The sequence below is a fragment of the Streptomyces sp. NPDC037242 genome, from assembly GCF_055604165.1.
Map to the genome: position 1 here is coordinate 1 of NZ_JBVJUY010000032.1, position 25,477 is coordinate 25,477.

The 25,477-nt window shown below is 71.6% G+C and carries 24 protein-coding genes; 9 read left to right on the forward strand and 15 right to left on the reverse strand.

Features of this window, described 5'->3' with window-relative positions:
- The coding region (locus ACZ7GJ_RS30030; protein ID WP_470756047.1) for an ATP/GTP-binding protein at positions 1-276 on the forward strand (276 nt) is incomplete at its 5' end.
- 135 nt (positions 277-411) lie between these two features.
- Here ACZ7GJ_RS30030 and ACZ7GJ_RS30035 read toward each other — a convergent pair.
- Positions 412-615 (reverse strand): acyl-CoA carboxylase subunit epsilon, encoded by a 204-nt coding sequence (locus ACZ7GJ_RS30035; RefSeq protein ID WP_470756048.1) that lies wholly within the window; start codon positions 613-615, stop codon positions 412-414.
- Between the two features lie 24 nt (positions 616-639).
- Complete coding sequence (locus ACZ7GJ_RS30040; RefSeq protein WP_470756049.1) at positions 640-2,223, reverse strand: acyl-CoA carboxylase subunit beta; 1,584 nt, start codon at positions 2,221-2,223, stop codon at positions 640-642.
- A 256-nt stretch (positions 2,224-2,479) separates the two neighbouring features.
- Here ACZ7GJ_RS30040 and ACZ7GJ_RS30045 point away from each other — a divergent pair, with 256 nt between their 5' ends.
- Positions 2,480-3,091, forward strand: coding sequence for a YceI family protein (locus tag ACZ7GJ_RS30045; RefSeq protein ID WP_470756050.1), 612 nt, complete (start codon positions 2,480-2,482; stop codon positions 3,089-3,091).
- A 56-nt stretch (positions 3,092-3,147) separates the two neighbouring features.
- Here the strand turns inward: ACZ7GJ_RS30045 and ACZ7GJ_RS30050 are convergent, their stop codons facing one another.
- Positions 3,148-4,494, reverse strand: a complete 1,347-nt coding sequence (locus ACZ7GJ_RS30050) for a hypothetical protein (RefSeq protein WP_470756051.1) — start codon at positions 4,492-4,494, stop codon at positions 3,148-3,150.
- A 117-nt stretch (positions 4,495-4,611) separates the two neighbouring features.
- Here ACZ7GJ_RS30050 and ACZ7GJ_RS30055 point away from each other — a divergent pair, with 117 nt between their 5' ends.
- Positions 4,612-4,947: a hypothetical protein gene (locus tag ACZ7GJ_RS30055; RefSeq protein ID WP_470756052.1), complete on the forward strand. Its 336-nt coding sequence runs from the start codon at positions 4,612-4,614 to the stop codon at positions 4,945-4,947.
- Positions 4,948-4,974: 27 nt separating this feature from the next.
- On the opposite strand, the gene cimA is transcribed toward ACZ7GJ_RS30055, so the two are convergent.
- The 5 genes from cimA to ureA all read right to left on the reverse strand — a co-directional run bounded on the left by cimA (position 4,975) and on the right by ureA (position 11,182).
- Positions 4,975-6,603 (reverse strand): citramalate synthase, encoded by a 1,629-nt coding sequence (gene cimA, locus ACZ7GJ_RS30060; RefSeq protein WP_470756053.1) that lies wholly within the window; start codon positions 6,601-6,603, stop codon positions 4,975-4,977.
- Between the two features lie 347 nt (positions 6,604-6,950).
- Positions 6,951-7,565, reverse strand: coding sequence for a TetR/AcrR family transcriptional regulator (locus tag ACZ7GJ_RS30065; RefSeq protein WP_470756054.1), 615 nt, complete (start codon positions 7,563-7,565; stop codon positions 6,951-6,953).
- A gap of 37 nt (positions 7,566-7,602) precedes the next feature.
- On the reverse strand, positions 7,603-8,637 hold the full coding sequence (locus tag ACZ7GJ_RS30070; RefSeq protein WP_470756055.1) for an agmatine deiminase family protein: 1,035 nt from the start codon (positions 8,635-8,637) through the stop codon (positions 7,603-7,605).
- A gap of 26 nt (positions 8,638-8,663) precedes the next feature.
- Positions 8,664-10,346: an urease subunit alpha gene (locus tag ACZ7GJ_RS30075; RefSeq protein WP_470756123.1), complete on the reverse strand. Its 1,683-nt coding sequence runs from the start codon at positions 10,344-10,346 to the stop codon at positions 8,664-8,666.
- 47 nt (positions 10,347-10,393) lie between these two features.
- On the reverse strand, positions 10,394-11,182 hold the full coding sequence (ureA, locus tag ACZ7GJ_RS30080; protein WP_470756056.1) for an urease subunit gamma: 789 nt from the start codon (positions 11,180-11,182) through the stop codon (positions 10,394-10,396).
- 166 nt (positions 11,183-11,348) lie between these two features.
- Here ureA and ACZ7GJ_RS30085 point away from each other — a divergent pair, with 166 nt between their 5' ends.
- A complete protein-coding gene (locus ACZ7GJ_RS30085; protein ID WP_470756057.1) occupies positions 11,349-12,776 on the forward strand; it encodes a cytosine permease in 1,428 nt (475 codons plus the stop codon).
- A gap of 34 nt (positions 12,777-12,810) precedes the next feature.
- Positions 12,811-12,963: a hypothetical protein gene (locus ACZ7GJ_RS30090; protein ID WP_470756058.1), complete on the forward strand. Its 153-nt coding sequence runs from the start codon at positions 12,811-12,813 to the stop codon at positions 12,961-12,963.
- Between the two features lie 82 nt (positions 12,964-13,045).
- On the opposite strand, the gene ACZ7GJ_RS30095 is transcribed toward ACZ7GJ_RS30090, so the two are convergent.
- From ACZ7GJ_RS30095 to ACZ7GJ_RS30110, 4 genes are all read right to left on the reverse strand, one after another.
- Positions 13,046-14,131, reverse strand: a complete 1,086-nt coding sequence (locus ACZ7GJ_RS30095; protein WP_470756059.1) for a branched-chain amino acid aminotransferase — start codon at positions 14,129-14,131, stop codon at positions 13,046-13,048.
- A gap of 225 nt (positions 14,132-14,356) precedes the next feature.
- The gene (locus ACZ7GJ_RS30100) at positions 14,357-15,397 is read right to left on the reverse strand and encodes a 3-isopropylmalate dehydrogenase (protein WP_470756060.1); all 1,041 of its coding nucleotides are present in this window, start codon (positions 15,395-15,397) and stop codon (positions 14,357-14,359) included.
- 88 nt (positions 15,398-15,485) lie between these two features.
- Positions 15,486-15,614 carry a hypothetical protein gene (locus ACZ7GJ_RS30105; RefSeq protein WP_365917538.1) on the reverse strand — a complete coding sequence of 43 codons (129 nt, stop codon included), beginning with the start codon at positions 15,612-15,614 and terminating at the stop codon, positions 15,486-15,488.
- Between the two features lie 261 nt (positions 15,615-15,875).
- Positions 15,876-16,760: a LysR family transcriptional regulator gene (locus ACZ7GJ_RS30110; protein ID WP_470756061.1), complete on the reverse strand. Its 885-nt coding sequence runs from the start codon at positions 16,758-16,760 to the stop codon at positions 15,876-15,878.
- 101 nt (positions 16,761-16,861) lie between these two features.
- Between ACZ7GJ_RS30110 and ACZ7GJ_RS30115 the strand changes: the two genes are divergently transcribed.
- Positions 16,862-17,875, forward strand: a complete 1,014-nt coding sequence (locus ACZ7GJ_RS30115; protein WP_470756062.1) for an NADP-dependent oxidoreductase — start codon at positions 16,862-16,864, stop codon at positions 17,873-17,875.
- A gap of 119 nt (positions 17,876-17,994) precedes the next feature.
- On the forward strand, positions 17,995-20,025 hold the full coding sequence (locus tag ACZ7GJ_RS30120; protein WP_470756063.1) for a phosphocholine-specific phospholipase C: 2,031 nt from the start codon (positions 17,995-17,997) through the stop codon (positions 20,023-20,025).
- Positions 20,026-20,064: 39 nt separating this feature from the next.
- Here ACZ7GJ_RS30120 and ACZ7GJ_RS30125 read toward each other — a convergent pair whose 3' ends face one another.
- Complete coding sequence (locus ACZ7GJ_RS30125; protein WP_470756064.1) at positions 20,065-20,610, reverse strand: GNAT family N-acetyltransferase; 546 nt, start codon at positions 20,608-20,610, stop codon at positions 20,065-20,067.
- A gap of 76 nt (positions 20,611-20,686) precedes the next feature.
- On the opposite strand from ACZ7GJ_RS30125, the gene ACZ7GJ_RS30130 reads away from it, so the two are divergent.
- Positions 20,687-21,388 carry a nitroreductase family protein gene (locus ACZ7GJ_RS30130; protein ID WP_470756065.1) on the forward strand — a complete coding sequence of 234 codons (702 nt, stop codon included), beginning with the start codon at positions 20,687-20,689 and terminating at the stop codon, positions 21,386-21,388.
- A gap of 92 nt (positions 21,389-21,480) precedes the next feature.
- Here the strand turns inward: ACZ7GJ_RS30130 and pruA are convergent, their stop codons facing one another.
- The gene (gene pruA, locus ACZ7GJ_RS30135) at positions 21,481-23,121 is read right to left on the reverse strand and encodes an L-glutamate gamma-semialdehyde dehydrogenase (protein WP_470756066.1); all 1,641 of its coding nucleotides are present in this window, start codon (positions 23,119-23,121) and stop codon (positions 21,481-21,483) included.
- 19 nt (positions 23,122-23,140) lie between these two features.
- The gene (locus tag ACZ7GJ_RS30140) at positions 23,141-24,067 is read right to left on the reverse strand and encodes a proline dehydrogenase family protein (protein WP_470756067.1); all 927 of its coding nucleotides are present in this window, start codon (positions 24,065-24,067) and stop codon (positions 23,141-23,143) included.
- A gap of 197 nt (positions 24,068-24,264) precedes the next feature.
- On the opposite strand from ACZ7GJ_RS30140, the gene ACZ7GJ_RS30145 reads away from it, so the two are divergent.
- Entirely contained in the window at positions 24,265-25,446 is a 1,182-nt protein-coding gene (locus tag ACZ7GJ_RS30145; protein WP_470756068.1) for a PucR family transcriptional regulator, read from the forward strand.
- Positions 25,447-25,477 lie beyond the last annotated feature (31 nt).

Here is a 25,477-nt window from a genome sequence, read left to right on the forward strand (position 1 = left end):
GTCCGCGGCGCCATCGGCGCCGTCGTCCTCGTCGACACCCGCCGTCTCGCCGACTGCTTCCCCGCCGTCGACTACTTCGAGAACAGCGGCCTGCCCTTCGTCATCGCCCTGAACGGCTTCGACGGACACCAGCCGTACACCCCCGAAGAGGTCCGCGAGGCCCTGCAGATCGGCCCGGACGCCCCCATCATCACCACCGACGCCCGCCACCGCGCGGACGCCAAGAGCGCGCTCATCACGCTCGTCGAGCACGCCCTCATGGCCCGCCTGCGGTAGCGTCCGCCGGTACTCGCGAAGGCCCCCGTGTCGCACGACACGGGGGCCTTCTGCTTGGGCGGGCTCCCGCCCTCCGGGTACGCAGAAGGCCCCGCACCCCTGGAGGGGTGCGGGGCCTTGCGTCGCGCTCGGGGCTCAGCCCCGCCAGCTGTGCGGGGCGCGGAAGCCCGGGGTGCGCTCCAGGCGGCGCCAGCCGGCCTGGGAGCGGGGGTTGGTGCCGGCGTCCTCGGGGGTGGCCGCGGCGCGGGCGAGGAGGATCGCGGTGATCGCGGCGAGCTCCTCGGGGGCGGCGTTGCCCTTTTCGACGCGCAGCAGGGTGTCGGTGGTGGTGACGCTCATGGGTGGCAGATCTCCTTCGCTCGGTTACTGCGGCGGGTTGCCGTGCTTGCGGGACGGCAGATCGGCGTGCTTGTTGCGGAGCATCGTGAGGGCGCTGACGAGCACCTCGCGGGTCTCGGCGGGGTCGATGACGTCGTCGACGAGGCCGCGCTCGGCCGCGTAGTACGGGTGCATCAGCTCGGCCTTGTACTCCTTGACCATGCGGGCGCGCATGGCCTCGGGGTCCTCGGCGTCCGCGATCTGCTTGCGGAAGATGACGTTGGCGGCGCCTTCGGCGCCCATCACGGCGATTTCGTTGGTGGGCCAGGCGTAGGTGATGTCCGCACCGATGGACTGGGAGTCCATGACGATGTACGCACCGCCGTAGGCCTTGCGCAGGATGAGCGAGATGCGGGGCACCGTCGCGTTGCAGTAGGCGTACAGCAGCTTGGCGCCGTGGCGGATGATGCCGCCGTGCTCCTGGTCGACGCCCGGCAGGAAGCCGGGGACGTCCAGCAGCGTGATGATCGGGATGTTGAAGGCGTCGCAGAGCTGGACGAACCGCGCGGCCTTCTCGGACGCGTGGATGTCCAGGACACCGGCGAGGTGGCCGGGCTGGTTGGCGACGATGCCGACGACCTGGCCGTCCAGCCGGGCCAGGGCGCAGATGATGTTGCGGGCCCAGCGCTCGTGGATCTCCAGGACGTCGCCCTCGTCGACGAGCTCCTCGATGACCTTGAGCATGTCGTAGGGGCGGTTGCCGTCGGCGGGGACGAGGTCCAGCAGGACGTCCGAGCGCCGGTTCGCGGGGTCGTCGGTCTGGTGGACCGGCGGGTTCTCGCGGTTGTTGGAGGGGAGCATCGAGATGAGGTAGCGGACCTCGGAGATGCAGGTCTCCTCGTCGTCGTACGCGAAGTGCGCGACGCCCGAGGTCTCGGCGTGCACGTCGGCGCCGCCGAGGCCGTTCTGGGAGATCTCCTCGCCGGTCACCGCGCGGACCACGTCCGGGCCGGTGATGAACATCTGCGAGGTGTCGCGGACCATGAAGACGAAGTCCGTGAGCGCCGGCGAGTACGCCGCGCCGCCCGCGCACGGGCCGAGCATGACCGAGATCTGCGGGATGACGCCCGAGGCCTTGGTGTTGCGCTGGAAGATGCCGCCGTAGCCCGCGAGGGCGGAGACGCCCTCCTGGATGCGGGCGCCCGCGCCGTCGTTCAGGGAGACCAGCGGGGCACCGGCCGCGATGGCCATGTCCATGATCTTGTGGATCTTCGTGGCGTGGGCCTCGCCCAGGGCGCCGCCGAAGATCCGGAAGTCGTGCGCGTAGACGAAGACCGTGCGGCCCTCGACGGTGCCCCAGCCGGTGATGACACCGTCGGTGTAGGGCTTCTTGCCCTCCAGGCCGAAGCCGGTCGCGCGGTGGCGGCGGAGCTGTTCGACCTCCTTGAAGGAACCTTCGTCGAGCAGCAGCGCGATGCGCTCACGGGCGGTCAGCTTACCCTTGGCGTGCTGGGTCTCGGTCGCCCGGTCGCTGGGGCCGCGCCGCGCCTGCTCACGCAGGTCGTGCAGCTCGGCCACGCGGCCGCGGGCGTCCGTCGGCTCGCTCGGAGTCTGGTCCACAACGGTCATGTACCGACCTTACGAAGAGCGCCATGAAAATCCTCCGTTGAATCCACACAGTCTCGGGTGTGTTCCGCTGTGCGGGCCGGACAGAACTGCCGAGCGATGAGCCGACACCACCAGCGGGGACCTTCGTCCTTTGTCGGCATCCGACAAAACTGCGCGACACGGCGCAGAGAAGTTGAAATTTGAACGGAATGGGTCTAGCGTCGTTGTTGTTGAAAGTTCAACCAGAACCGAGCAACACACTACCGAGGAGGAAGCCATGGGTCTCTTCACCCGCCGCAGCCAGGACACCACCACCACCGCCGTCGCCACGCTCGAAGTGGACCCGGCCCTGGCCGCGCTCACCGGCGACTACGCCATCGACCCCAGCCACAGCAGCATCGGATTCACCGTCCGCCACGCCATGGTCACCAACGTCCGCGGCAGCTTCGCCGACCACGAGGGCACGCTGCACCTCGACGGCAGCGACCCGTCCCGGTCCACGGCCTCCATCGACGTCAAGATCGCCTCTGTCAGCACCGGCATCGCCGACCGCGACGGCCACCTGCTCAGCGGGGACTTCTTCGACGCCGAGGCCTTCCCCCTGATGAGCTTCCGCTCCACCGAGGCGGCCCAGCTCGGCGGCGACGCGTACCGCATCACCGGCGAGCTGACGATCAAGGACGTCACGCGCCCGCTCTCCATCGACCTGGAGTTCGCCGGCTCCGCCACCGACGTCTACGGCAACGAGCGCGTCGGCTTCGAGGGCTCCGCCGAGATCCTGCGCTCCGACTGGGGCCTGACCTGGAACGCCGCCCTGGAGGCCGGCGGTGTGATGGTCAGCGACAAGGTGAAGCTGACCTTCGACATCTCCGCCATCAAGCAGGCCTGACCAAGGGCCGACCGGCCCCGCAGGGGGCGGCTAGGCGGATGTCCGCAGGACACCCCCTAATCGAAGCCGCCCCCGCCGTCGAAGCCGCCACCGCCCCCGAAGTCCCCGCCGCCGAAGCCGCCACCGCCGAAGTCGGACGGGTTGAAGTCGGCTCCGGAGACGTCTCCGCCCTCGAATCCGTTGCCCGCGCCGCCGCCGAAGTCCGAGGCGTAGGCGGGGGTGGACATCATCGAGCCGAGCATCGTGCCCATGAGCAGACCGGGCAGGATGCCGCCGCCGAAGTAGCCGCCGGCCCAGGGACCGTACGCCGGACCGGCGTCGTAGTACGGGCGCGGTCCGTGTTCGGTGTCGACCGTGCGGACCGCCGGGTCCAGGCCGTCGCGCAGCCGTACGGCGTCCGCCGCGCAGACCGGCACGGTACGGGCGGCCCCGCCCGCCGGGGCCCAGGACGCGTCCTCGGTGCTCGGCCCGTGCCGCGGGTCGAAGAAGCACGGCGAACGGCGCTCGGGCAGCGGCCTGCCCTGTCGGCGCGCGTCCAGGCACGCCAGGGCGTACCGGCCGTCCTCCAGGGCCTGGGTGACCCCCTTGACCTCCTCGGGGTACTGGACCGAGGCCATGATCTGCTTGGCCTTCTCGTAGGAGTCCAGCCCCTTCTCGTAGTCCCCCCGCATGGCGTCGTCAGCGCCGGGCTCACCGGGGTGGAAGTCCAGCCGGTCGAGTTCCTCGCCGAAGGCCGTGATGTCCTCGTCGACCACCACGCTGAGGCGCTCGATGGCCTCGCGGCGCGCCTCTTCCTTCTTCTTGCGGTTGCGCTTGACCAGGGCGTACGCCCCGCCGCCGCCCACGGCCGCCACCGCGCCGAGCGCGATCAGGCCGCCGACCGGGGTCCCGCTGTCGGCGCCGGTGGAGCCCCAGGAGGCCGGGGCCTTGCCCTTGGCCTGGGAGAGGGCCTGGTCCACGAAGTTGTTGAGTTCGGTCGCCGCGTCCACCGGGCCGCCCGCCTTCACCGCGTCGGTGAGGTTGCGTACGGCGTTCGTCGGCATGACCGACTTGTCGGCGCCGGCGTTGAAGCCGTCGCCGAGCCGGACCGCGTAGAGCCCGGTGATGCCGGTCTCGGTACGGATCGTGCGCAGCACGCTCTCCGCGGGGAATTCCGCGGTCGCCGGCAGCACGGCGACGAACACCGGCTTCCCGGCGTCCTTGATCTTCTCCGCGAGCGCGTCCGCCTGCGCCTTCGGCAGCTGCGCCTCGGCGCGGGGGTCGACGTAGACCGGGCCCTCCTTGAGGGCCTCCGCCACGGCAGCGGGTCCGGTGGCGGCCGATGCCTGCGGGGCGGCCACGAGGGCGGTCGCCGACAGGGCCAGCAGCAGTCCGGAGAATACGGATATAAGCCTGGTCCTCATGGCTATGACGCTACCCGAACCGGATGTTTCCTGTGTTAAGCGGACATAAGCCCGTCCCGCCCCTGCCGGAGGTCCCCGGCCCGTACGCTCCGCCTCCGGGGGGCCGACGCGGCCCACATGGCCGGCCGGGGCGGCCTGCTGTGGCAGCCGAAGCCGGGCGGGGAGTTCCACGACTCCTGGTACGCCCGGGTCCTCGACCCGGCCGTGGGCAGTGGCACGTTCCCGTTGTTCTCGCCGCCCCCGCCCGGGAAGGCGAAGAGCAGCGGCGAGCAGGGCATGGTGGCCGGCCGCGTGTACAGCGTGCGGCTCTGGCCCACCGACAGCGCGCAGTACGTGGGCGAGGCGGCCTTCACGGCGGCGGACCTCGCCGGGCTGAGGCCCGGCGAGGTCTGGGCCGATGGTCGGGCCATGAGCCGGGAGGCGTTCGGGACCCTGCGGGCCGAGCACTCCTGACCCGCCGCCGGCACCGCCCCGCCGGGGCTACTCGGCCGGTTCGATGCCCGCGTGCAGGAGGCCGTAGGTGAAGGCGTCCTCCAGGGCCTGCCACGACGCGGCGATGACGTTCGGGGCCACGCCGACCGTGTTCCACTCGCGGACCCCGTCCGTCGTGGCGATCAGCACGCGGGTCGTGGACGCCGTGCCGTGCGTGCCCTCCAGGATGCGGACCTTGTAGTCGACCAGCTCGAACTTGGCCAACTGCGGGTAGAACCGCTCCAGCGCCACCCGCAGCGCGCGGTCGAGCGCGTTGACCGGGCCGTTGCCCTCGGCCGTCGCGACGATCCGCTCGCCCTTGGCCCACAGCTTCACCGTGGCCTCGTTGGCGTGGGTGCCGTCCGGGCGGTCCTCGACGATCGCCCGCCAGGACTCGACGCGGAAGTACTTGCGCGCCCGCCCCTCGGCCTCGGCACGCAGCAGCAGTTCGAAGGAGGCGTCGGCGGCCTCGTACGTGTAGCCCTGGAGCTCCCGCTCCTTGACCCGCTCGACGACCCGCGAGATCAGCGCGCGGTCCCCGCCGAGGTCGACGCCGAGTTCCTTGCCCTTGAGCTCGATGGAGGCGCGGCCCGCCATGTCGGAGACCAGCATCCGCATGGTGTTGCCGACCCGCTCGGGGTCGATGTGCTGGTACAGGTCCGGGTCGACCTTGATGGCCGAGGCGTGCAGGCCCGCCTTGTGCGCGAAGGCCGAGACGCCGACGTAGGGCTGGTGCGTGGAGGGGGTGAGGTTGACGACCTCGGCGATGGCGTGCGAGATGCGGGTCATCTCGGCGAGGGCGCCCTCGGGGAGCACCTGGCGCCCGTACTTGATCTCCAGCGCGGCGACGACGGGGAAGAGGTTGGCGTTGCCGACGCGCTCGCCGTAGCCGTTGGCCGTGCACTGGACGTGCGTGGCGCCCGCGTCGACGGCGGCGAGGGTGTTGGCGACCGCGCAGCCCGTGTCGTCCTGGGCGTGGATGCCCAGGCGCGCGCCGGTGTCGGCGAGGACGGTGGCGACCGTGGCGTTGACCTGCGCGGGCAGCATGCCGCCGTTGGTGTCGCAGAGGATGACGACGTCGGCGCCGGCCTCGTGGGCGGTGCGGACGACGGCCTTGGCGTACTCGGCGTTGGCCCGGTAGCCGTCGAAGAAGTGCTCGCAGTCGACGAAGACCCGGCGGCCCTGGCCGACCAGGTAGGAGACGGTGTCGCGGACCATCTCCAGGTTCTCGTCGAGGGTGGTGCGCAGGGCGAGCTCGACGTGCCGGTCGTGGGACTTGGCGACCAGCGTGATCACCGGGGCGCCGGACTCCAGCAGCGCCTTGACCTGCGGGTCCGCGGCGGCCGAGCCGCCCGCCCGGCGGGTCGCGCCGAAGGCGACGAGCTTGGCGTGCTTGAAGTCGATCTCGGCCCGGGCCCGGGCGAAGAACTCGGTGTCCCGGGGGTTGGCGCCCGGCCAGCCGCCCTCGATGAAGCCCACCCCGAAGTCGTCCAGGTGCCGCGCGATGGTCAGCTTGTCCGCGACCGTGAGGTTGATGCCCTCACGCTGGGCGCCGTCGCGCAGGGTGGTGTCGAAGACGTGGAAGCAGTCGTCCACGCCCCCTGACAGCACAGGTCCCGCCTCTGGTGTCGTCGTCATGCTGGTCTTGACTCCTGTCGGGTGAGTGGTTTCCGGATGCCCGGGATCCACTGCCCCCATCATCGCGCGCTGTCCGGCCCGGCATGATGTGGGCCGGAAAACGAAAAGACCCCTCGCGGGTGCGAGAGGTCTGCGCGCGGGTCTGGGGCACGATGGCCGCCTCCGCGAAGTTCGTCCACGGTTCAGCGGTCACTGCGGACCGGCGCGCTGCTGTCCATAATCATGAGCTGAGCAGGCACGCCCGCAGTGTGCCATACCGCTTGCCGCGGGCGGACGGGCATCTCAACATGCGGGCACGCCGCCCGCGGCCGGACCGCCCGCCGTGCGGCGCGGCCCCGGGCCCGGTCCTACGGGGCCAGCCCCTCCGTGAGGAACTCGCGGACGTGGTCCAGGATGCCCTCTCGGGAGAGACCCGGCAGCCCCACCGCGACCTGGATGCTGAAACCGTCGAGCAGGGCGCGCAGCCGGGCCCCGAAGCGGTCGGGGTCGACCGGCCGGAACTCCCCGCGCGAGATGCCCTCGGCGAGCAGCGCCACCAGGTCGCGGTGCCAGGCGCCCTCGATGGCCGCCTGCCGCTCGCGCTCCTGCGGGCCGGCGTTCTGGGAGCGGTTCCAGACCTCCAGCCACAGCGTCCAGTGCGGGTCCCGCGCGGCCTCGGGCACGTACAGGTCGACGTACGCCCGCAGGCGCTCGCGCGCCGGGCCGCGCCGGGACAGCAGGGCCCGTCTCTCGACGCCCAGGGCGGCCTCGCTCCACTCCAGGGTCTGGAGCAGGAGCTCGTCCTTGCTGCCGAAGTAGTAGAGGAGGTGGCCGCTGCTCATGCCGACCTGGCGGCCGAGGCCGGCCATGGTCAGGCCCTCCAGGCCGCGCTCGGCGATCGTGGCCATGGCGGCGACCAGTACGTCCTCGCGCGGAGGCGCGTTCTTGCGCGCCGCGCGCACCGGTACCTCGCCCGCCACCATGGGCCCACTCCTTCTCGGTCTGCCGCGGTCCTGTCGCTCAGACCTTCGGCTGCTGCTGGGTGATGCAGTGGATTCCGCCGCCCCCGGCGAAAATCGTACGTGCGTCAACGAGCGTCACGGTCCGCTCGGGGAACAGACCGCGGAAGATCTCCGCCGCCTCCTCGTCGCGCGGGTCGTCGAAGGAGCACAGCACCACGCCGCCGTTGCACAGGTAGTGGTTGATGTAGGAGTAGTCCACCCACTCGCCGTCCTCCTCCAGCACGGTCGGCGCGGGGATCTCCACGACCTCCAGCTGCCGGCCACGGGCGTCGGTGGAGGCGCGCAGGACGGCGGCGATGGTCTTGCAGCGCTCGTGGTCCGGGTGGGCCGGGTCGGGCTGGGTGTGCACCATCACCACGCCGGGGCGGGCGAAGGCGGCGACGATGTCCACGTGGCCCTGGGTGCCGTAGGTGCCGTAGTCGCCGGCCAGGCCGTAGGGCAGCCAGATCGCCTTGGTGGTGCCGAGGTGGGCGTGGATCTCGGCCTCGACCTCCTGGCGGCTCCAGCCGGGGTTGCGGCCCTCGCCCAGCTGCACGGTGTCGGTGAGGAGCACGGTGCCCTCTCCGTCGACGTGGATGGCGCCGCCCTCGTTGACCAGGCGGGTGCTGTACGTAGGGGTTCCGGCCAGGTCCGACACGTACCGGGCGACCTTCGAGTCGTGGTCCCAGCGGGCCCACTCCTGGGCGCCCCAGCCGTTGAAGGTCCAGTCCACGGCCGCCAGCTCGCCGGCGTCGTTGGTGACGAAGGTCGGGCCGATGTCGCGCATCCAGGCGTCGTCGAGCTCCTGCTCGACCAGTTGTACGTCGTCGCCGACGATGGCGCGCGCGCTCTCCGCGTCGCCCGGGGAGACGACGAGGGTCACGGGCTCGTACGTACGGACCGCGCGGGCGACGGCGCCCCAGGCCTCGCGGGCCTCGGCGAGCTCCTGCTCGTTGGTGAAGGTCGGGTTGGGGCTGGGCCAGGCCATCCAGGTGCGCTCGTGGGGGGTCCACTCGGCGGGCATCCGGAATCCGTGGTCGGCGGGCTTGGTCATGGCAGGTCCTTACGGGCTGTGCTGACTTACAGGAAGTACAGGCGGTTGAGGGAGACCGAATCGGCGGCTTCGGAGCGCAGCGGTTCCCCGTCGAGGGAGACGAGGCCGCTGCGCGCGTCCACATCGACCGCGCCCACCCGGGAGTTCAGCAGGAGGTTCCCGGGGCCGATCCCGCGGGTGCCGCGGACGGCGACGCGGCGCCTGCGGGTGGGCATCTCGTCGCTGCCGAGGGCCGCTGCGGCGGCCGAGACGAAGGCGACGGAGATGTCCGCGGCGGTGGCGCCGTAGGAGCCGAACTGCGGTCCGAGGACCAGCGGTTCGCAGGTGTCGGTGGCCGCGTTGGGGTCGCCGGTGACCCCGTACGCCGGGAAGCCGGACTTGAGGACCAGCTGCGGCTTGGCGCCGAAGAACTGCGGGCGCCACAGCACGATGTCGGCGAGCTTGCCGACCTCGATGGAGCCGATCTCGTGGGCCAGGCCGTGGGCGATGGCGGGGTTGATGGTCAGCTTGGCCATGTAGCGCAGGACGCGGGCGTTGTCGTCGCCCTCGCCGTCGCCTTCGAGCGGCCCCAGCTCGCCCTTCATCTTGGCGGCCATGGCGAAGGTGCGGCGGATGGTCTCGCCGGCCCGGCCCATGCCCTGGGCGTCGGAGGAGGTGATGCCGATCGCGCCCAGGTCGTGGAGCACGTCCTCGGCGCCCATCGTCCCGGCGCGGATCCGGTCGCGGGCCATGGCCGCGTCGCCGGGGAGGTCCGGCTTGAGGTCGTGGACGGAGACGATCATGCCGTAGTGCTCGGCGACCGCGTCCCGGCCGAAGGGCAGGGTCGGGTTGGTGGAGGAGCCGATGACGTTCGGCACGCCGGCCATCTTGAGCACGTTGGGGACGTGTCCGCCGCCGCAGCCCTCGATGTGGAAGGCGTGGATGGTGCGGCCGTCCAGGACGCGCAGGGTGTCCTCGACGGAGAGGCATTCGTTGAGGCCGTCGCTGTGCAGGGCGACCTGTACGTCGTACTCCTCGGCCACCCGCAGCGCGGTGTCCAGGGCGCGGGTGTGCGCGCCCATGTCCTCGTGGACCTTGAAGCCCGACGCGCCGCCCTCGGCCAGGGCCTCGACCAGGGGGGCGGCGTCGGAGGAGGAGCCGCGGGCGAGGAAGCCGATGTTGACCGGCCAGGCGTCGAAGGCGTTGAACGCGTGCTTCAGCGCCCACGGGGAGTTGACCCCGACGCCCCAGACGGGGCCGAACTCCTGCCCGATGACCGTGGTGACGCCCGCGGCGAGCGAGGCCTCCATGATGCGCGGGGAGAGCAGGTGGACGTGGGTGTCCACGGCGCCCGCAGTGGCGATCAGGCCCTCTCCGGAGACGATCGACGTGCCCGTGCCGACCACGACGTCGACGCCGTCGAGGGTGTCGGGGTTGCCGGCCCGGCCGATCGCGTGGATGCGGCCCTCCCGGATGCCGATGGAGACCTTGCGGATCCCGAGGACGGCGTCGATGACGAGCACGTTGCTGATGACGACGTCGCAGGTCTCGCGGACGGCGGCGGCCTTCAGGTGCAGGCCGTCGCGCGCGGTCTTGCCGAAGCCGGCCAGGAACTCGTCGCCGGGCTTCTGGGCGTCGTACTCGACCCGGACGGTCAGCCCGGAGTCGCCGAGGCGGACCCGGTCCCCGGCGCGGGGGCCGAAGACGGAGGCGTACTCGTGCGGGTCGATGTGCCGGCTGCCGGGGGCGCAGTGGTCACTGTGGGGGGTCTTCTTGCTCACGCCTCGGTTCCTTCCGGGCCGGTGGTCTCGCCGCGGTGGCCGGCGGGGCCGGGAGTCTCGGGGCCGGGCGCGGCACCGCCGCCCTCGGCCGGGGTGGCGGAGGGCTCCGCCCCCAGGTAGCCGCACGCCGCCGCTCTGGTCAGCGCCAGCGCCTTGGCGCCGGGGGCGTCCAGGGGGCCGTCGACCAGTCCCGCGAAGCCGACCGCGATGCGGTCGCCGCCGATCGGGACCAGACCGACCTCGCCCTCGCCGTGGGGGTCGAAGCGGACGGACGAGCCCGCGGGCACGCACAGCCGCATGCCGTAGGCCGCGGCCCGGTCGAAGTCGAGGCGGGGGTTCGCCTCGAAGAAGTGGAAGTGCGAGGTGACGCTCACCGGCACGGAGGCCGTATTGCGTACGTGGAGGTGGACCTCCGGCTCCGGCTGGGGGGCGCCGGGGCCGGGCAGGACCGCGCCGGGGGCGTCCTCGCCGAGGCCCACCGCGCCCTGGATCGGGGACGAGACCACCGCGAGGCGGGAGCCGTCGTCGAAGACGGCCTCCACATGGACCTCGGCGACCACGTCCGCGACGCCGGGCAGCACGTCGTCCGGGCCCAGGACGCCGCGGGCCTCCTCGATGGCCTGCGCCAGCCGCTTGCCGTCGCGCGCGGCCTCGCAGACGGTGTCCGCGATCAGCGCGGTGGCTTCGGGGACGTTGAGTCTCAGGCCCCGGGCCCGGCGGGCCCTGGCCAGTTCCGCTGCGCTGCGGAGCAGCAGCCGGTCGCGCTCCGTAGGGGTCAGCCGCACGGCGATCCACCACCTTGTGCCTCGATGGGTTAGAGCATCACTCTAACTCTTCATTTCTTCGCAAGGAATCATTGACCTGGGAGCTGGGCCTAGGTCACATTGAGTGTCGCTCAAACATTCATCGCGATTGCGCAACCACCCCCCGCCCTGCCAAGGGAGTCCCCCCATGCCCATCGAACAGCGCGGAGTCGACACCATCCCCGAAGAGGAGCGAACGAGCGGTCCCCGTGACCTGATGTCGATCCTCCTCGGCTCCAACCTCTGCCTCGGTGTGATCGTCTTCGGCTGGCTGCCCCCGTCCTTCGGACTGGGCCTGTGGCCCTCGCTCACCGCGATCGTGACCGGCACCCTCGCCGGCATCGCCTTCACCGCGCCGCTGGCGCTGGTGTCACTGCGCACCGCGACCAACCTCTCCACCTCCAGCGGCGCCCAGTTCGGCGTCCGCGGCCGGCTCGTCGGCTCGGTCGTGGGCCTGCTGCTCTCGCTCGGCTACACCGCGCTGACCCTGTGGATCGGTGGCGACGTGATGGTCGGGACCCTGTCCCGCCTCACCGGGCTGCCCGACACCGGCGTCTCACGGGCCGCGATGTACGGAGTGCTCGCCGCGTGCACCGTCGTGGCGGCCGTCTTCGGCTACCGCCTGCTGCTGCGGATGAGCAAGGTCCTCTCCATCGGCATGGTGGTCCTGCTGGCCGTCGGCGTCTTCGCCTACGCCCCGGACTTCACCGCGGCCGCCCCGCCGGAGACCTCGTACCTGCTCGGCTCCTTCTGGCCGACCTGGCTGCTCGCCGCCGTCGCCGCCGGGCTCAGCGGGCCCGTCGCCTTCATCACCCTGCTCGGCGACTACACCCGCTACATCTCCCCCGCCCGGCACGGCTCCCGCAAGGTGCTCTGGGCCACGGGCTTCGGCCTGCTGGCCGGGCTGCTGATACCGCAGCTGTTCGGTACCTACACGGCGCTCGCCGCCAGGGCCGGCGCCGAGTACGCCGGGCCGCTCGTCGAGGCCGCGCCGTTCTGGTACCTGGTCCCCCTGCTCGTCGCCGCCGCGGCCGGTTCGGTCGGCAACGCCGGGCTAATGCTCTACTCGATGGGCCTCGACCTCGACGCCATCGTCCCGAAGGCCACGCGCACCACGGCCACGGTCATCGCCGCGGCCGTCGCCACCGCCTTCGTCTTCTTCGGCTCCTTCGAGTGGAACGTGCAGGCCGCGATGACCTCGTTCGTCCTGCTGCTGACCGCGATCGGCACCCCGTGGGCCGTCATCACCCTCATCGGGTACGTGCGCTGCCGCGGGGTCTACGACCCCGATGCCCTCCAGGTGTTCAACCGTCGGGCCCGTGGTGGCGTCTACTGGTACAGCGGTGGCTGGAACCTCCGCGCCACCGCCTCCTGGGCGGCCGGCGCGGCCGTGGGACTGGCCGCCGTGTCGACCCCGGTGTACGAGGGCCCGCTGCTGGCCCTCACCGGCGGGGTGGACTGCAGTTTCGTCCTGTCGGGGCTGGTCGGGGGCGCGGTGTACGCCGCGCTGACGATCCGGCCGCAGGCGGCACCCGCCGCCGATCCGGCGGGCAGGGTAGCGGTGGCGGTCGACTAGCAAGAGGTCGCCGCGAACGACACGGGGAGACGTCGTGGAAGAGCTCGCATACGTGGCAACGAAGATCGTCAAGGGGGTCGCGGGTCTGGCCTATGCCTTGGGCGACGCCGCGGTGGGCCTCGGCCCGGACGGTACGAACGAGGAACGCAAGAAGAAGCGCGAGGACGAGGCGGACGAGGAGCGCTGACCACGCCCCGCCCCCTCGCCGCACACGCCCCGAAGGCCCCCGCGCGATGCGCGGGGGCCTTCGGGGCGTGTGCGCGGGGCGTCTAGCCCAGCGGGTGCATCCAGCCGTGGGTGTCGGTGCTGTGGCCGGTCTGGAGCTCCAGCAGCGCCTTGCGCAGCCGCATGGTGACCTGGCCGGGCTCGCCGTCGCCCTGGGTCCAGTTGGCGCGCTCGGACTTGACCGAGCCGACCGGGGTGATCACGGCGGCGGTGCCGCAGGCGAACACCTCGGTCAGGGTGCCGTTCTCGTTGTCGCGCTTCCAGTCCTCGGTGGTGATGCGCCCCTCTTCGGCGGTGTAGCCGAGGTCGCGGGCGATGGTGAGGAGGGAGTCGCGGGTGATGCCCGGGAGCAGCGAGCCGGTGAGCTCGGGGGTGACGATGCGGTCGCCGTACACGAAGTACAGGTTCATGCCGCCCATCTCCTCGATCCAGCGGTGCTCGACGGCGTCGAGCCAGACCACCTGGTCGCAGCCGTGCGAGGCCGCCTGGGCCTGCGCGACGAGGGAGGCCGCGTAGTTGCCGCCGGTCTTGGCCGCGCCGGTGCCGCCCTTGACCGCGCGGACGTAGTCCTCGGAGAGCCAGACGGAGACGGGCTTGACGCCACCGGGGAAGTACGCGCCGGCGGGCGAGGCGATGACGATGAAGAGGAACTCGTTGGCCGGGCGGACACCGAGGCCGACCTCGGAGGCGAACATGAACGGCCGCAGGTAGAGCGAGGCCTCGCCGGAGTCCGGAACCCAGGCGCGGTCCTGCTGGATGAGCGCGTCGCAGGCGGCGATGAACAGCTCGGTCGGCAGCTCCGGCATGGCCATGCGGCGGGCGGAGGACTGGAAGCGCTCGGCGTTGGCCTGCGGGCGGAAGGTGGCGACCGTGCCGTCGGGCTGCTTGTAGGCCTTGAGTCCCTCGAAGATCGTCTGCGCGTAGTGCAGGGTCATGTTCGCCGGGTCGATCGACAGCGGGGCGTACGGGACCAGCTCGGCGTCGTGCCAGCCGCGGCCCTCGGTCCACTTGATCGTCACCATGTGGTCGGTGAAGTGGCGGCCGAAGCCGGGGCTGGCCAGGATCGCCTCGCGCTCCGCGTCGGACAGCGGGGTCGAGGAGGGCTTGAGCTCGATCGTGGGCGTCGTCATGAGTGCTTGTCCTTCACCGTTGTGTATGGCGGACCGCGCTCATGCGTACCAGGACGTCCGAGCTTCCCCGTATTCCGCGGCCTCGCGTTCGATTATCGCGCGCACGGGGGCTTCGGTGAAACGGGGTGATTGCGGCCCAGGGGAGATGGTGGCACCCGGGGCCGCACAGGAAAAGCCGCCGGGTCCTGATCGAGACCCGGCGGCTTCCTGAGGTGAGCTGCCGGGTCAGCCGGCTACTCGGGCGGCGAGGGCGTCGCCGATGGCCTCCGTGGAGCGGAAGGTGCCGTCGCGCTCGGCCAGGTCGGCGGAGACCGCGTCCTCGATGCGGACGGCCTGGGCCTCGTAACCGAGGTGGCGCAGCAGGAGGGCGACGGAGAGGATCGTCGCGGTCGGGTCGGCCTTGCCGGTGCCGGCGATGTCCGGGGCCGAGCCGTGGACGGGCTCGAACATGGACGGGAAGGCGCCGGTCGGGTTGATGTTCCCGGAGGCGGCCAGGCCGATTCCGCCGGTCACGGCGGCGGCCAGGTCGGTGAGGATGTCACCGAAGAGGTTGTCCGTGACGATGACGTCGAAGCGCTCGGGCTGGGTGACGAAGAAGATCGTCGCGGCGTCGACGTGCAGGTAGTCGGTGGTGACCTCGGGGTACTCCTGGCCGACCTTGTCGAAGATGTTCTTCCACATGTGGCCCGCGTACACGAGGACGTTGTTCTTGTGGACCAGCGTCAGCTTCTTGCGGGGGCGGGCGTTGGCCCGCTCGTACGCGTCACGCACGACGCGCTCGACGCCGTACGCGGTGTTGATGCTGACCTCGGTGGCCACCTCGGCGGGGGTGCCGGTGCGCAGGCTGCCGCCGTTGCCGGTGTACGGGCCTTCGGTGCCCTCGCGGACCACGACGAAGTCGATCTCCGGACGGCCGGCGAGCGGGGTGGCCGTGTTCGGGAAGAGCTTCGACGGGCGCAGGTTGATGAAGTGGTCGAAGGCGAAGCGGAGCTTCAGCAGCAGACCGCGCTCCAGCACGCCGGACGGGACCGAGGGGTCGCCGATGGCGCCCAGCAGGATCGCGTCGTGGTGCTTGAGGGATTCGAGCTCCGCGTCGGGGAGGGTGTCGCCGGTGCGGTGCCAGCGCTGGGCGCCGAGGTCGTATTCCTTGGTCTCCAGCTTCACATCCTGGGGCAGGACCGCGGTAAGGACCTTGAGGCCCTGAGCCACGACTTCCTGGCCGATGCCATCACCGGGGATCACTGCGAGATTGATGCTGGTCGACATGGTGGAACCGTACTCCTTGTCCCATCCCTCAGACATATTGCGTCCAGGATGTGGACCTGTGTCGTCCGGACGCAATACGCCTGCCGGGTCAGTGCCCGGTCGAGCCGCCGTTGTCGCGGCGGTCGAGAGCGCGCTGGAGGGCTGCGGCGGCGTTCTTGCGGTCGGCGTCGGCGCTGGAGGCGTGGCGGACGCGGCGGACTGCGGTGGTGGGCGTCATGGTGATCGACTCCTTGAGATCACGGCGTGGCGGGGCCACGGATGAGGGGTTCCTTCAAGGCGCCGGAAGAGGCGGGGAGCGGCGCGCCGCAGGGGTTGCCTGCCAGTGGGCGCGCGCTCTCGACCGCCATTCGCTGGATCAGCGAGACGTTCGGCTCCTACAAAGCTAGGGCAGCTCCCGCTGTATGTCTCCGCAATTACTCGGACTTCCTACTATCTGAGACGCGGAACCCCCCGGAAGGGCCTGCTCCGGAGCTCCGATTCAGAGCTTTGTCGAGCGAAGTTCCCTGATCAGAGCCTTTACGGCGAGAGTTGAGGCAAATTCCGGTGTGGTGACGTATCCCACGCGTCTCACCGGCCGCTCCGGCCCCAGTCCGGTGACCTCCACGCTCTCGCCCGCCTCCCGGAGGGACAGCTCGGGCATGATCGCCATGCCGATCCCGCGGCCGACCATGGTCAGCACCATCGCGTCGTCCTCCGCCTTGACGGTCGCCCGCGGGATCCAGTCCTGCGCCCGCCACCAGGCGCGCGTGTAGGAGCCGCAGTTCTCGTCCCAGTCCAGCAGGGGCAGGCTCCTCGGGTCGGGATGCCCGGCCGGGTGGACCAGGGCGTACGCCTCCTCCAGCAGCACCCCGCTCAGCAGACCGGGCGCCGCGTCCTGCGGGGTGCCCAGGGTCGCGATGCCGAGGTCCGCCCGGCCGGCGGCCACCTCCCCGGCGGTGCCGGCGCCGAGCTCGCGCACCACCCGGACCTCGGGCCGGATGCCGGGGTGCCGCGCGGTGAGCCGCTCCAGCGCGGGCGGCAGCAGGTGCAGGGCCGCGCTGCGGAACGCGGCGATGCGCAGCACCCCCTCCACCGCCCCCGGCCCGGACGCGTCCCGCCCGGCGGCGCGGGCCTCCGCGCCGAGGACCTCGTACAGCCGCAGGATCCGCCGGGCGTGGGAGACCGCCCGCTCCCCCGCCGGGGTGGGCGAGGCGCCGGCGCGGCCGCGCTCGAAGAGGACGGCGCCGATCTTGGCCTCGCTGCCGCGGACCGCGTGCGATACGGCCGACTGGGTGATCCCGAGGGCCGCGCCCGCGGCGGAGAAGCCGCCGGACTCGGCGACGGCCACCAGGATGCGCAGTTCCTGCGGAGCAAGCTCGGTCACGGTGGCCCCCACCTCGTCGTATGAGCCGCGCTCATGGGTCTGCGGCTTCCATGAGCCCAACCCTCTGACCGGCGGGGAGATTCCTTCCTAGGGTCGCCGCCATGACCACGCAGACCGGCCACGCCGTCCACCAGACCGCCCGCCCGACCGGCTTCCCCTCCGCCTCCGACTTCGCCTACGTCGAGGTCCCCGTCCCCTCCCCCGCTCCCGGCACCGCCCTTGTGGAGAACCTCCTGCTGTCCGTGGACCCGTACCACCGCGGAATGATGGACGGCGGCGAGGGCGGCTTCGAGCTGGGCACCCCCCTGGAAGGCCGATCGGTGGGCCGGGTGCTCGCCTCCCGCGACCCGGGACTCGCGGAGGGCGACCTCGTCTTCCACCGAGCGGGATGGCGCACGCACGCGCTGGTCACCCTCGGCACCGACGGCACCCGCAAGCTGAAGGCGTACGAGGGCGTCCCGCTGGAGGCGTACCTCTCCATCCTCGGCGGCACCGGCCTGACCGCGTACGCCGCCCTGACCCGGACCGCGGCGCTGCGCGAGGGCGAGGACCTGTTCGTGTCCGCCGCCGCGGGCGGGGTCGGCACGGCGACGGGCCGCATCGCCCGGCTGCTCGGCGCCGGCCGCGTCATCGGCAGTGCGGGCTCGCCGGCCAAGGTCCGCCACCTCACCGAGCGGCTCGGCTTCGACGCGGCCTTCGACTACCACGACGGGCCGGTCGGCGAGCAGCTCGCGAAGGCGGCCCCGGAGGGCATCGACGTCTACGTGGACAACGTCGGCGGCGACCACCTGGAGGGCGCGATCGACGTCCTGCGCGAGTACGGGCGGATCGCCTGGGTCGGCGGGATCTCGATGTACAACGGCGACCGCTCCCCCGCCGCGCCCCGCAACCTCTTCGAGGTCGTCCACAAGTCGCTCCGCCTGGAAGGGGTATTGGTTCGAAATCACACCAATTTGCAGGACGAGCTGGAGGATTTCCTCGTCCCCCATCTGCGCAGTGGCCGGATCGGTACCGACACCACCGTTGTCCAGGGGTTCGAGCACACGGTGGAGGCCTTCCGAGGCGTACTCCGAGGGGACAACCTGGGCAAGATGCTCGTCCGCCTCACGGGCTGATCCCGGCCACCCCGAAGTTCACCGAACTCTTACTGCACGGATGTAGACCTTTGGCGCGCACCCCGCCACCCTTGCCGTCAATGTGCCAGCGGGGCACTTGAGTTGGAGGCGAGCAGCCAGTGACACCGATCAGCCGCAGGGGTTTCGTGGGAATCGGCGCCGGACTGGTGGCGGGGGCGGCCCTGCCCGGGATCGCACCGTCGACGGCCGCCGCGGCGGCGGCCACCGGCACGATCACCGACGTGAAGCACGTGGTCATCCTGATGCAGGAGAACCGCAGCTTCGACCACTACTTCGGCAGGCTCAAGGGTGTCCGCGGCTTCGGCGACCGCGCCGCCGGCAACATCCCGGGCGGCTGGGGCACCTTCAACCAGCCGAACTGGGGCGGCCGCCAGTACCCCTGGAAGCTGAGCGCCACCCCGCCCGCGGGCGGGGCCGACAGCGAGACCCTCGCCCAGTGCACCGGCGACCTCCCGCACAGCTGGACCTCGCAGCACGCGGCCTGGAGCCAGGGCCGCATGGACAACTTCGTCACCGGCGTCGGCAACACCCGCACCCTCGGCTACCTGGACCGCGGGGACATCCCCTTCCACTACGGGCTCGCCGACAACTACACGATCTGCGACGCCTACTTCTGCTCCGCCCTCAGCGCGACCGGCCCGAACCGCACCTTCCTGTGGAGCGGAAAGATCGAAGCGGCCAGCAAGGACGGCGGCGAGGAGTCGGGGCTGACCTGGGAGTCGTACGCGGAGGCCCTCCAGCGGGCCGGCGTGAGCTGGAAGGTCTACCAGAACGCCCAGGACAACTACGGCGACAACGGTCTGGCCTACTTCAAGAAGTTCACGGACGCCGCCCCCGGCAACCCGCTGTGGGACCGGGGCATGGCCTCCGTCCCCAGGGTCACCGGCTCCACCCCGGACGACATCGCGGCCGCCATCCGGGCGGACGCGATCGCCGGGACCCTGCCGCAGGTCTCCTGGGTCGTGGCGAGCGAGGCCTTCTCCGAGCACCCCTACGCCCCGCCCGGCGACGGCGCGCACTTCGTGGACCTGGTCTACCGGGCGCTCGCCGCGAACCCGGAGGTCTTCGACTCCACCGTCCTGTTCCTCAACTACGACGAGAACGACGGCTTCTTCGACCACGTCGCGCCGCCCGTCGCCCCGCCCGGCACCCCCGGCGAGTACATCGACGGCGTCCCGATCGGGCTCGGCTTCCGCGTTCCGATGATCGTGATGTCCCCGTGGACCCGCGGCGGCTGGGTGAGCTCGGAGGTCTTCGACCACACCTCGGTGCTGCGGTTCATGGAGAAGTGGACGGCCGCGCTCGGCACTCCGGCCGACTGTCCGAACATCAGCGCCTGGCGCCGCAAGGTGACCGGTGACCTGACCGGCGTCTTCGACTTCGCGCACCCGGTCTACGGGGTCCCCGCGGGCCTGCCGTCCACCGCGAAGGTCATCGGCCAGTCGACCTGCGCCCCGCTCCCCAACCCGGCGCCGCAGGACAACGCGCTTCCGGCCCAGGAGCCCGGCACGCGCCCGGCGCGGGCCCTTCCGTACCAGGTGAACGGCAACCTGGACCGCTTCGAGTTCGGTCCCGCCGGCAAGATCCTGGCCTGGTTCTCGATGACCAACCAGGGCGCGCAGGCCAAGCAGGCCGCGCACTTCTCGATCCATCCGCACCAGCACCGGGACACGGCGGCCTGGCAGTACACGGTGGACCCGAACAGCACCTCGACGGACTACTTCAGCATCGGCCTGGGCGCCGGCTCCGGAAAGTACGACATCTCGATGTACGGCCCGAACCGCTTCCTGCGGCGCTTCCTCGGCGACGCCACGAAGGCGGGCAGGAACCTGGAGGTCGCGGCCCGCTTCGCGGTCGAGCCGGGCACGGGCAAGACGGCCGTCTACTTCAAGATGACCAACTCCTCGGCGTCGCCGGTCACCTTCACGATCCGCTCGAACGCCTACCGCAAGGACGGCCCGTGGACCTACACGGTCCCGGCGAACTCCTCGCGGGAGGACTTCTTCAACGCGGTGGCCTACAGCAAGGGCTGGTACGACTTCACGATCCTGGCCGACGCCGACGGCACCTGGTCGCGCCGCTACACCGGCCACATCGAGACGGGCGCGCCGAGCATCACGGGCTCGTAGCGCGGCGTCGGGCACGCGGCACTGGCCCGCGCGGCCGCGCTACAGCACGTCCCCGTCCCGCCAGTCGAAGTCGAGCCGCCCGGCGAGGTCCAGCCTGCCCCCGCCGGGCGGCACCCACACGTAGGTCGAGCCCTCCTCCTCGGGGAGCCGGACGGGCCCCTCGGGCGAGAGCGCACCGATCCGCCCGCCCCAGACCTGCCAGCCGCGCCCGCGGTACAGCGCGGCCCCGGCATCGGACGCCGAGAGCGCCCCGAGCACGTACGCCCCGGCGACGATCCGCTCCAGCCCGCCCATGACCCGCCCGCCGAGCCCCCGCCGCCTGCGGTCCGCCCGTACGGCGACGGCCTCGACGTACCCGGTCCGCAGGGCCCGCCCCCCGTGCACGACCCGCCGCTGTACGACACTGCCGTGCGCGACGAGTTCGCCGCCCTCGCGCACCAGCAGGTGCATCCCTCCGAGCGCGTGCTCGAAGTCCTCCTCGCCGAACTCCCCGTCGAAGGCCGCGTCGAGCAGCCCCCGGATCTGCGCCAGCGCGCCGGAGTCCAACTGCGAGGTGTGCACGAGCTCTGTCCGTGTATCGGTCATGGAACCAGTGTCCTCCCGCCACCGAACGGCCTGCACGTTCCTGTCCCTCCCCCGGACCGCCCGGCACACTCGCCTCATGTCGCCTGATACCGAGCAATGGACCCCCACCCACGACCAGCCGTACCGCGGCGTCGCCTACCGGCCCGAGCGGATGCCGAGCGCGCAGTCGCTCGCGCGTGCGGCCGAGTTGCGTGCGCGGATGGACGAGCGGCGGACCGTGCGCAGCTTCTCCCCCGACCCGGTGCCCGAGCAGGTCGTCCGGGACGCCGTCGCGTGCGCCGCGACCGCCCCGTCCGGGGCGCACCAGCAGCCGTGGACGTTCGTCCTGGTCAAGGACCCGGACGTGCGGCAGCGGATCCGCGCCGCCGCCGAGCAGGAGGAGCAGTTGTCGTACGACGGCCGGCTCGGCGACGAGTGGCTCGCCGCGCTGCGCCCCATCGGCACGGACGCCGTGAAGACCCACCTCACGGACGCCCCGGCCCTGCTCGTGGTCTTCCAGCAGCGCCACTGGCTCGGCCCGGACGGCACGAAGCGCAAGCACTACTACGTCGACGAGTCGGTCGGCATCGCGGTGGGCATGCTGCTGTCCGCCCTCCACCTGTCCGGGCTCGCGGCGCTGATCCACACCCCGAGCCCGATGCGCTTCCTCTCCCACGTCCTGGACCGCCCGGCCAACGAGAAGGCCTTCGCGGTCATCCCGATCGGCTACCCCGCCGAGGACTGCGAGGTCCCGGACCTCCGGCGCAAGTCCCTCGACCAGGTCCTGGTCGAGGTCTAGCAGGCGTCCGCACGGGCCGGGAAATGGAGACCGCCCCCGCTCCGGACTTGGGGGTACCGGAGCGGGGGCGGGGTTCGGCGGGGCCGGGGAGGTCAGCCCATGTGGGGGTACGAGTAGTCCGTCGGCGCGACCAGGGTCTCCTTGATGGAGCGGGTCGAGGTCCAGCGCTGCAGGTTCGTCGCGGCGCCGGCCTTGTCGTTGGTGCCCGAGGCGCGGCCACCGCCGAAGGGCTGCTGGCCGACGACGGCGCCGGTCGACTTGTCGTTGATGTAGAAGTTGCCCGCCGCGAAGCGGAGCTTCTCCATCGCGTCCGCGGCCGCGTAGCGGTCGGCGGCGATGATCGAGCCGGTCAGGGCGTACGCCGAGACGGACTCCATCTGCGCGAGCATGGCGTCGAATCCCTCGGCGGACTCGTCCTCGTAGACGTGCACGGCGAGGATCGGGCCGAAGTACTCGGTCGTGAAGACCTCGTTCTCCGGGTCGGTGCACGCGATGACGGTCGGGCGGACGAAGAAGCCCTTCGAGTCGTCGTACGTGCCGCCCGCGACGATCTCGCAGGTCGGGTCGGCGATGGCGCGGTCGATCGCGGCCTTGTTCTTGGCGAACGAGCGCTCGTCGATGACGGCGCCGATGAAGTTCGACAGGTCGCGGACGTCACCCATGGCGATGCCGTCGACCTCGGCCGCGAAGGCCTCCTTGAAGCCGTCGTTCCAGATCGAGGCCGGGACGTAGGCGCGCGAGGACGCCGAGCACTTCTGGCCCTGGAACTCGAAGGAGCCGCGGGTCAGCGCGGTCTTCAGGACCGCGCGGTCCGCGGACGGGTGCGCGACGACGAAGTCCTTGCCGCCGGTCTCGCCGACCAGGCGCGGGTAGGACTTGTACTTCTCGATGTTGTTGCCGACCGTCTTCCACAGGTACTGGAAGGTCTTGGTCGAGCCGGTGAAGTGGATGCCGGCGAGCTCCGGGTGCTCCAGGGCCACCTCGGAGACGGCGATGCCGTCGCCGGTCACCAGGTTGATGACGCCCTTCGGGAGACCGGCCTCCTCCAGCAGCTCCATGAGGAGGACCGCGGAGTGGGTCTGCGTCGGGGACGGCTTCCACAGGACCACGTTGCCCATCAGGGCGGGGGCGGTCGGCAGGTTGCCCGCGATGGCCGTGAAGTTGAACGGCGTGATCGCGTAGACGAAGCCTTCGAGCGGGCGGTGGTCGCTGCGGTTCCACACGCCGGCGGAGTTCGCGACCGGCTGCTCGGCCAGGATCTGGCGGGCGAAGTGGACGTTGAAGCGCCAGAAGTCGACGAGCTCGCACGGGGTGTCGATCTCGGCCTGCTGCGCGGTCTTCGACTGGCCCAGCATGGTCGAGGCGGCCAGCTTCTCGCGCCACGGACCGGACAGCAGCTCGGCGGCGCGCAGGATGATCGCGGCGCGGTCGTCGAAGGACATCGCGCGCCAGGCCGGGGCGGCGGCCAGGGCGGCGTCGATGGCCTCCTGCGCGTCGGCCTGGGTGGCGTTGGCGTAGGTGCCGAGGACCGACGCGCGGTCGTGCGGCTGCACCACGTCGAAGCGCTCGCCGGCGCCCATCCGCTTGACGCCGTTGATCGTCATCGGGAGGTCGATCGGGTTCTCGGACAGCTGCTTGAGCTGCACTTCGAGGCGTGCGCGCTCCGGGGTGCCGGGGGCGTACGAGTGGACCGGCTCGTTGACCGGAGCGGGGACCTGGGTCACAGCGTCCATGAGTTGATAACTCCTTGACCTAGTTCTTGGTGATCATCGAGCGGAGGAAGAAGAGCAGGTTGGCCGGCTTCTCCGCGAGGCGGCGCATGAAGTAGCCGTACCAGTCGGTCCCGTACGCGGTGTAGACGCGCATGCGGTGTCCCTCGGCGGCCAGGCGCAGGTGCTCCTCGCTGCGGATGCCGTACAGCATCTGGAACTCGTACTCGTCCAGCTTGCGCCCGGCCGTGCGGGCGAGCTCCTGGCCGATGGCGATGAGACGGGGGTCGTGCGACCCGATCATCGGGTAGCCGTCGCCCTCCATCAGGATCTTCAGGATGCGGACGTAGGCCTTGTCGATCTCCGCCTTGTCCTGGTAGGCGACCTCGGCGGGCTCCTTGTAGGCGCCCTTCACGATCCGGACGCGGCTGCCGGCGGCGGCCAGGCGCCGGGCGTCGGCCTCGGTGCGGAAGAGGTACGCCTGGATCACGCAGCCGGTCTGCGGGAAGTCCCGGCGCAGCTCCTCGTGGATGGCGAACATCGAGTCGAGGGTGGTGTGGTCCTCGGCGTCCAGGGTGACGGTGGTGCCGATGGCGGCGGCGGCCTCGACGACCGGGCGGACGTTGGCGAGCGCCAGCTCGTGTCCGCCCTCCAGCGCCTGGCCGAACATCGACAGCTTGACCGACATCTCGACCGTCTCGCCGAGGCCGAGGACGCTGAGGCGGTCGACCAGCTCCAGGTAGGCGTCACGGGCGGCGTGGGACTGCTCCACCGTGGTGATGTCCTCGCCGACGACGTCGAGGGTGACCTCCAGCCCGTTGGCCGTGAGCTCCTCGACGATCGGGATGACCTGGTCGACCGTCTCACCGGGGATGAACCGGTTCACCACGGGCTTGGTCACCGGGGCGGCAGAGACGATTCGGCGCATCTTGTCGCTGCGCGAAGCGGCGAGGATCGCGGGACCCAGCACGGGCACCTCCAACGGGTGGCAGAAGCAGACGTACGGCTACCACCGGTGCGGCGGAGACCATAGGGAAAACGCAAGTAAAACCACCGTGAAACCTAAGGATCTCCACGATCCTCTGCCATCGACAGCTGTCACGCATCCGTGTCCCGGATCTCATACATCTGTCTGAAGACCGGCTGCGACAGTGGGAGAATGTCCGGGTGAAGGGCGATTACCAGGACCTGGTGGACGAGATCTCGGCGCTGCTCGGCGCCCCGGCGACCCTGGAGAACCGGGACTTCCGCCTCATCGCCTTCGGCGCCCACGACAGCGACGACGACCTCGCCATGGACCCGGTCCGCACCCGCTCGATCCTCACCCGGCAGTCCACGGCCGCCGTGCGCGCCTGGTTCGAGGCCTTCGGCATCACCCGCGCGACCGGGCCGGTACGGATCCCCGCGGCGCCGGACGCCGGGGTCTTCCGGGGGCGCATCTGCCTGCCGGTGCGGCACCGCGGGATCGTGCAGGGCTACGTGTGGCTGCTGGACCAGGAGTCCGGCCCCGGGGCGGGACCCGGCCCGGCGGCGCTGGACGCGGCGATGGAGGTGGCACAGCGGATCGGGGTCCTGCTCGCGGAGGAGGCCCGGGCGGGCGCCGACCTCTCGCGCGAGTTCCGGGCGGTCCTGACCGCGGGGCGGGGCTGGCAGCGGGACATGGCGGTGGCCGCGCTGCGGGTGGCGCTGGGGCCGGGAGCCGACGGGTTGCACGCGGCCGTCTGCGTGGCGCCGTGGTCCGGAGAGGCTCCGGCGTCGGTACCGGGCGCGGCCGCGGTGTGCCTCGTACCGAAGCCCGGCAGCGGGGAGGGCGACGGGGACGCCGCCGCCGGCGAGCAGGCGCTGGCGGTGCTGGTGCGGCTGCGCTCGACGGACGCGCTGGCTCCGGCGCTGACGGCGGTGTCCCGGCTGCTGCCGCGGGCCGCGGGGGGCACGGGCGCGAGCGCCGGAGTCTCCGACCTGGTGCGGGCCCTGGCGGAACTGCCCGGTGCCTGGCAGCAGGCCGTCGCCGCGGCGCGGGCCGGCGCCGCGCAGCCGCGGTTCGGCCCGGTCGCGCAGTGGTCGGCGATCGGCCCGTACCGGATGCTGGCGGCGGTCGCCGCGGACCCGGTGGACGATCCGGCGACGCGCACGCTGCTCGGCCCGGGCAACCGGGAACTCGCCCGCACCGCCGAGGTGTTCCTCGACTGCGCCGGCCAGGCGGGCCGCGCCGCGGCGGCCCTGGGCATCCACCGGCAGACCTTGTACTACCGGCTCTCCCGGGTGGAGCAGCTGACCGGTCTCGACCTGGACGAGGGCGAGGACCGGCTACTGCTCCACATGGCCCTCAAGGCCGCCCGCCTCACCTAGGTCGTGTCGTCAAAGTCCCGGCCGGCCGGCG

What these genes read in the sequence shown, in the direction of transcription:
- ACZ7GJ_RS30035 (WP_470756048.1), bottom strand. Translation starts at nt 615, where the DNA reads ATGAGCGTCACCACCACCGACACCCTGCTGCGCGTCGAAAAGGGCAAC.
- ACZ7GJ_RS30040 (WP_470756049.1), bottom strand. Translation starts at nt 2,223, where the DNA reads ATGACCGTTGTGGACCAGACTCCGAGCGAGCCGACGGACGCCCGCGGC.
- ACZ7GJ_RS30045 (WP_470756050.1), top strand. Translation starts at nt 2,480, where the DNA reads ATGGGTCTCTTCACCCGCCGCAGCCAGGACACCACCACCACCGCCGTC.
- ACZ7GJ_RS30050 (WP_470756051.1), bottom strand. Translation starts at nt 4,494, where the DNA reads ATGAGGACCAGGCTTATATCCGTATTCTCCGGACTGCTGCTGGCCCTG.
- ACZ7GJ_RS30055 (WP_470756052.1), top strand. Translation starts at nt 4,612, where the DNA reads ATGGCCGGCCGGGGCGGCCTGCTGTGGCAGCCGAAGCCGGGCGGGGAG.
- cimA (WP_470756053.1), bottom strand. Translation starts at nt 6,603, where the DNA reads ATGACGACGACACCAGAGGCGGGACCTGTGCTGTCAGGGGGCGTGGAC.
- ACZ7GJ_RS30065 (WP_470756054.1), bottom strand. Translation starts at nt 7,565, where the DNA reads ATGGTGGCGGGCGAGGTACCGGTGCGCGCGGCGCGCAAGAACGCGCCT.
- ACZ7GJ_RS30070 (WP_470756055.1), bottom strand. Translation starts at nt 8,637, where the DNA reads ATGACCAAGCCCGCCGACCACGGATTCCGGATGCCCGCCGAGTGGACC.
- ACZ7GJ_RS30085 (WP_470756057.1), top strand. Translation starts at nt 11,349, where the DNA reads ATGCCCATCGAACAGCGCGGAGTCGACACCATCCCCGAAGAGGAGCGA.
- ACZ7GJ_RS30095 (WP_470756059.1), bottom strand. Translation starts at nt 14,131, where the DNA reads ATGACGACGCCCACGATCGAGCTCAAGCCCTCCTCGACCCCGCTGTCC.
- ACZ7GJ_RS30100 (WP_470756060.1), bottom strand. Translation starts at nt 15,397, where the DNA reads ATGTCGACCAGCATCAATCTCGCAGTGATCCCCGGTGATGGCATCGGC.
- ACZ7GJ_RS30105 (WP_365917538.1), bottom strand. Translation starts at nt 15,614, where the DNA reads ATGACGCCCACCACCGCAGTCCGCCGCGTCCGCCACGCCTCCAGCGCC.
- ACZ7GJ_RS30115 (WP_470756062.1), top strand. Translation starts at nt 16,862, where the DNA reads ATGACCACGCAGACCGGCCACGCCGTCCACCAGACCGCCCGCCCGACC.
- ACZ7GJ_RS30125 (WP_470756064.1), bottom strand. Translation starts at nt 20,610, where the DNA reads ATGACCGATACACGGACAGAGCTCGTGCACACCTCGCAGTTGGACTCC.
- ACZ7GJ_RS30130 (WP_470756065.1), top strand. Translation starts at nt 20,687, where the DNA reads ATGTCGCCTGATACCGAGCAATGGACCCCCACCCACGACCAGCCGTAC.
- pruA (WP_470756066.1), bottom strand. Translation starts at nt 23,121, where the DNA reads ATGGACGCTGTGACCCAGGTCCCCGCTCCGGTCAACGAGCCGGTCCAC.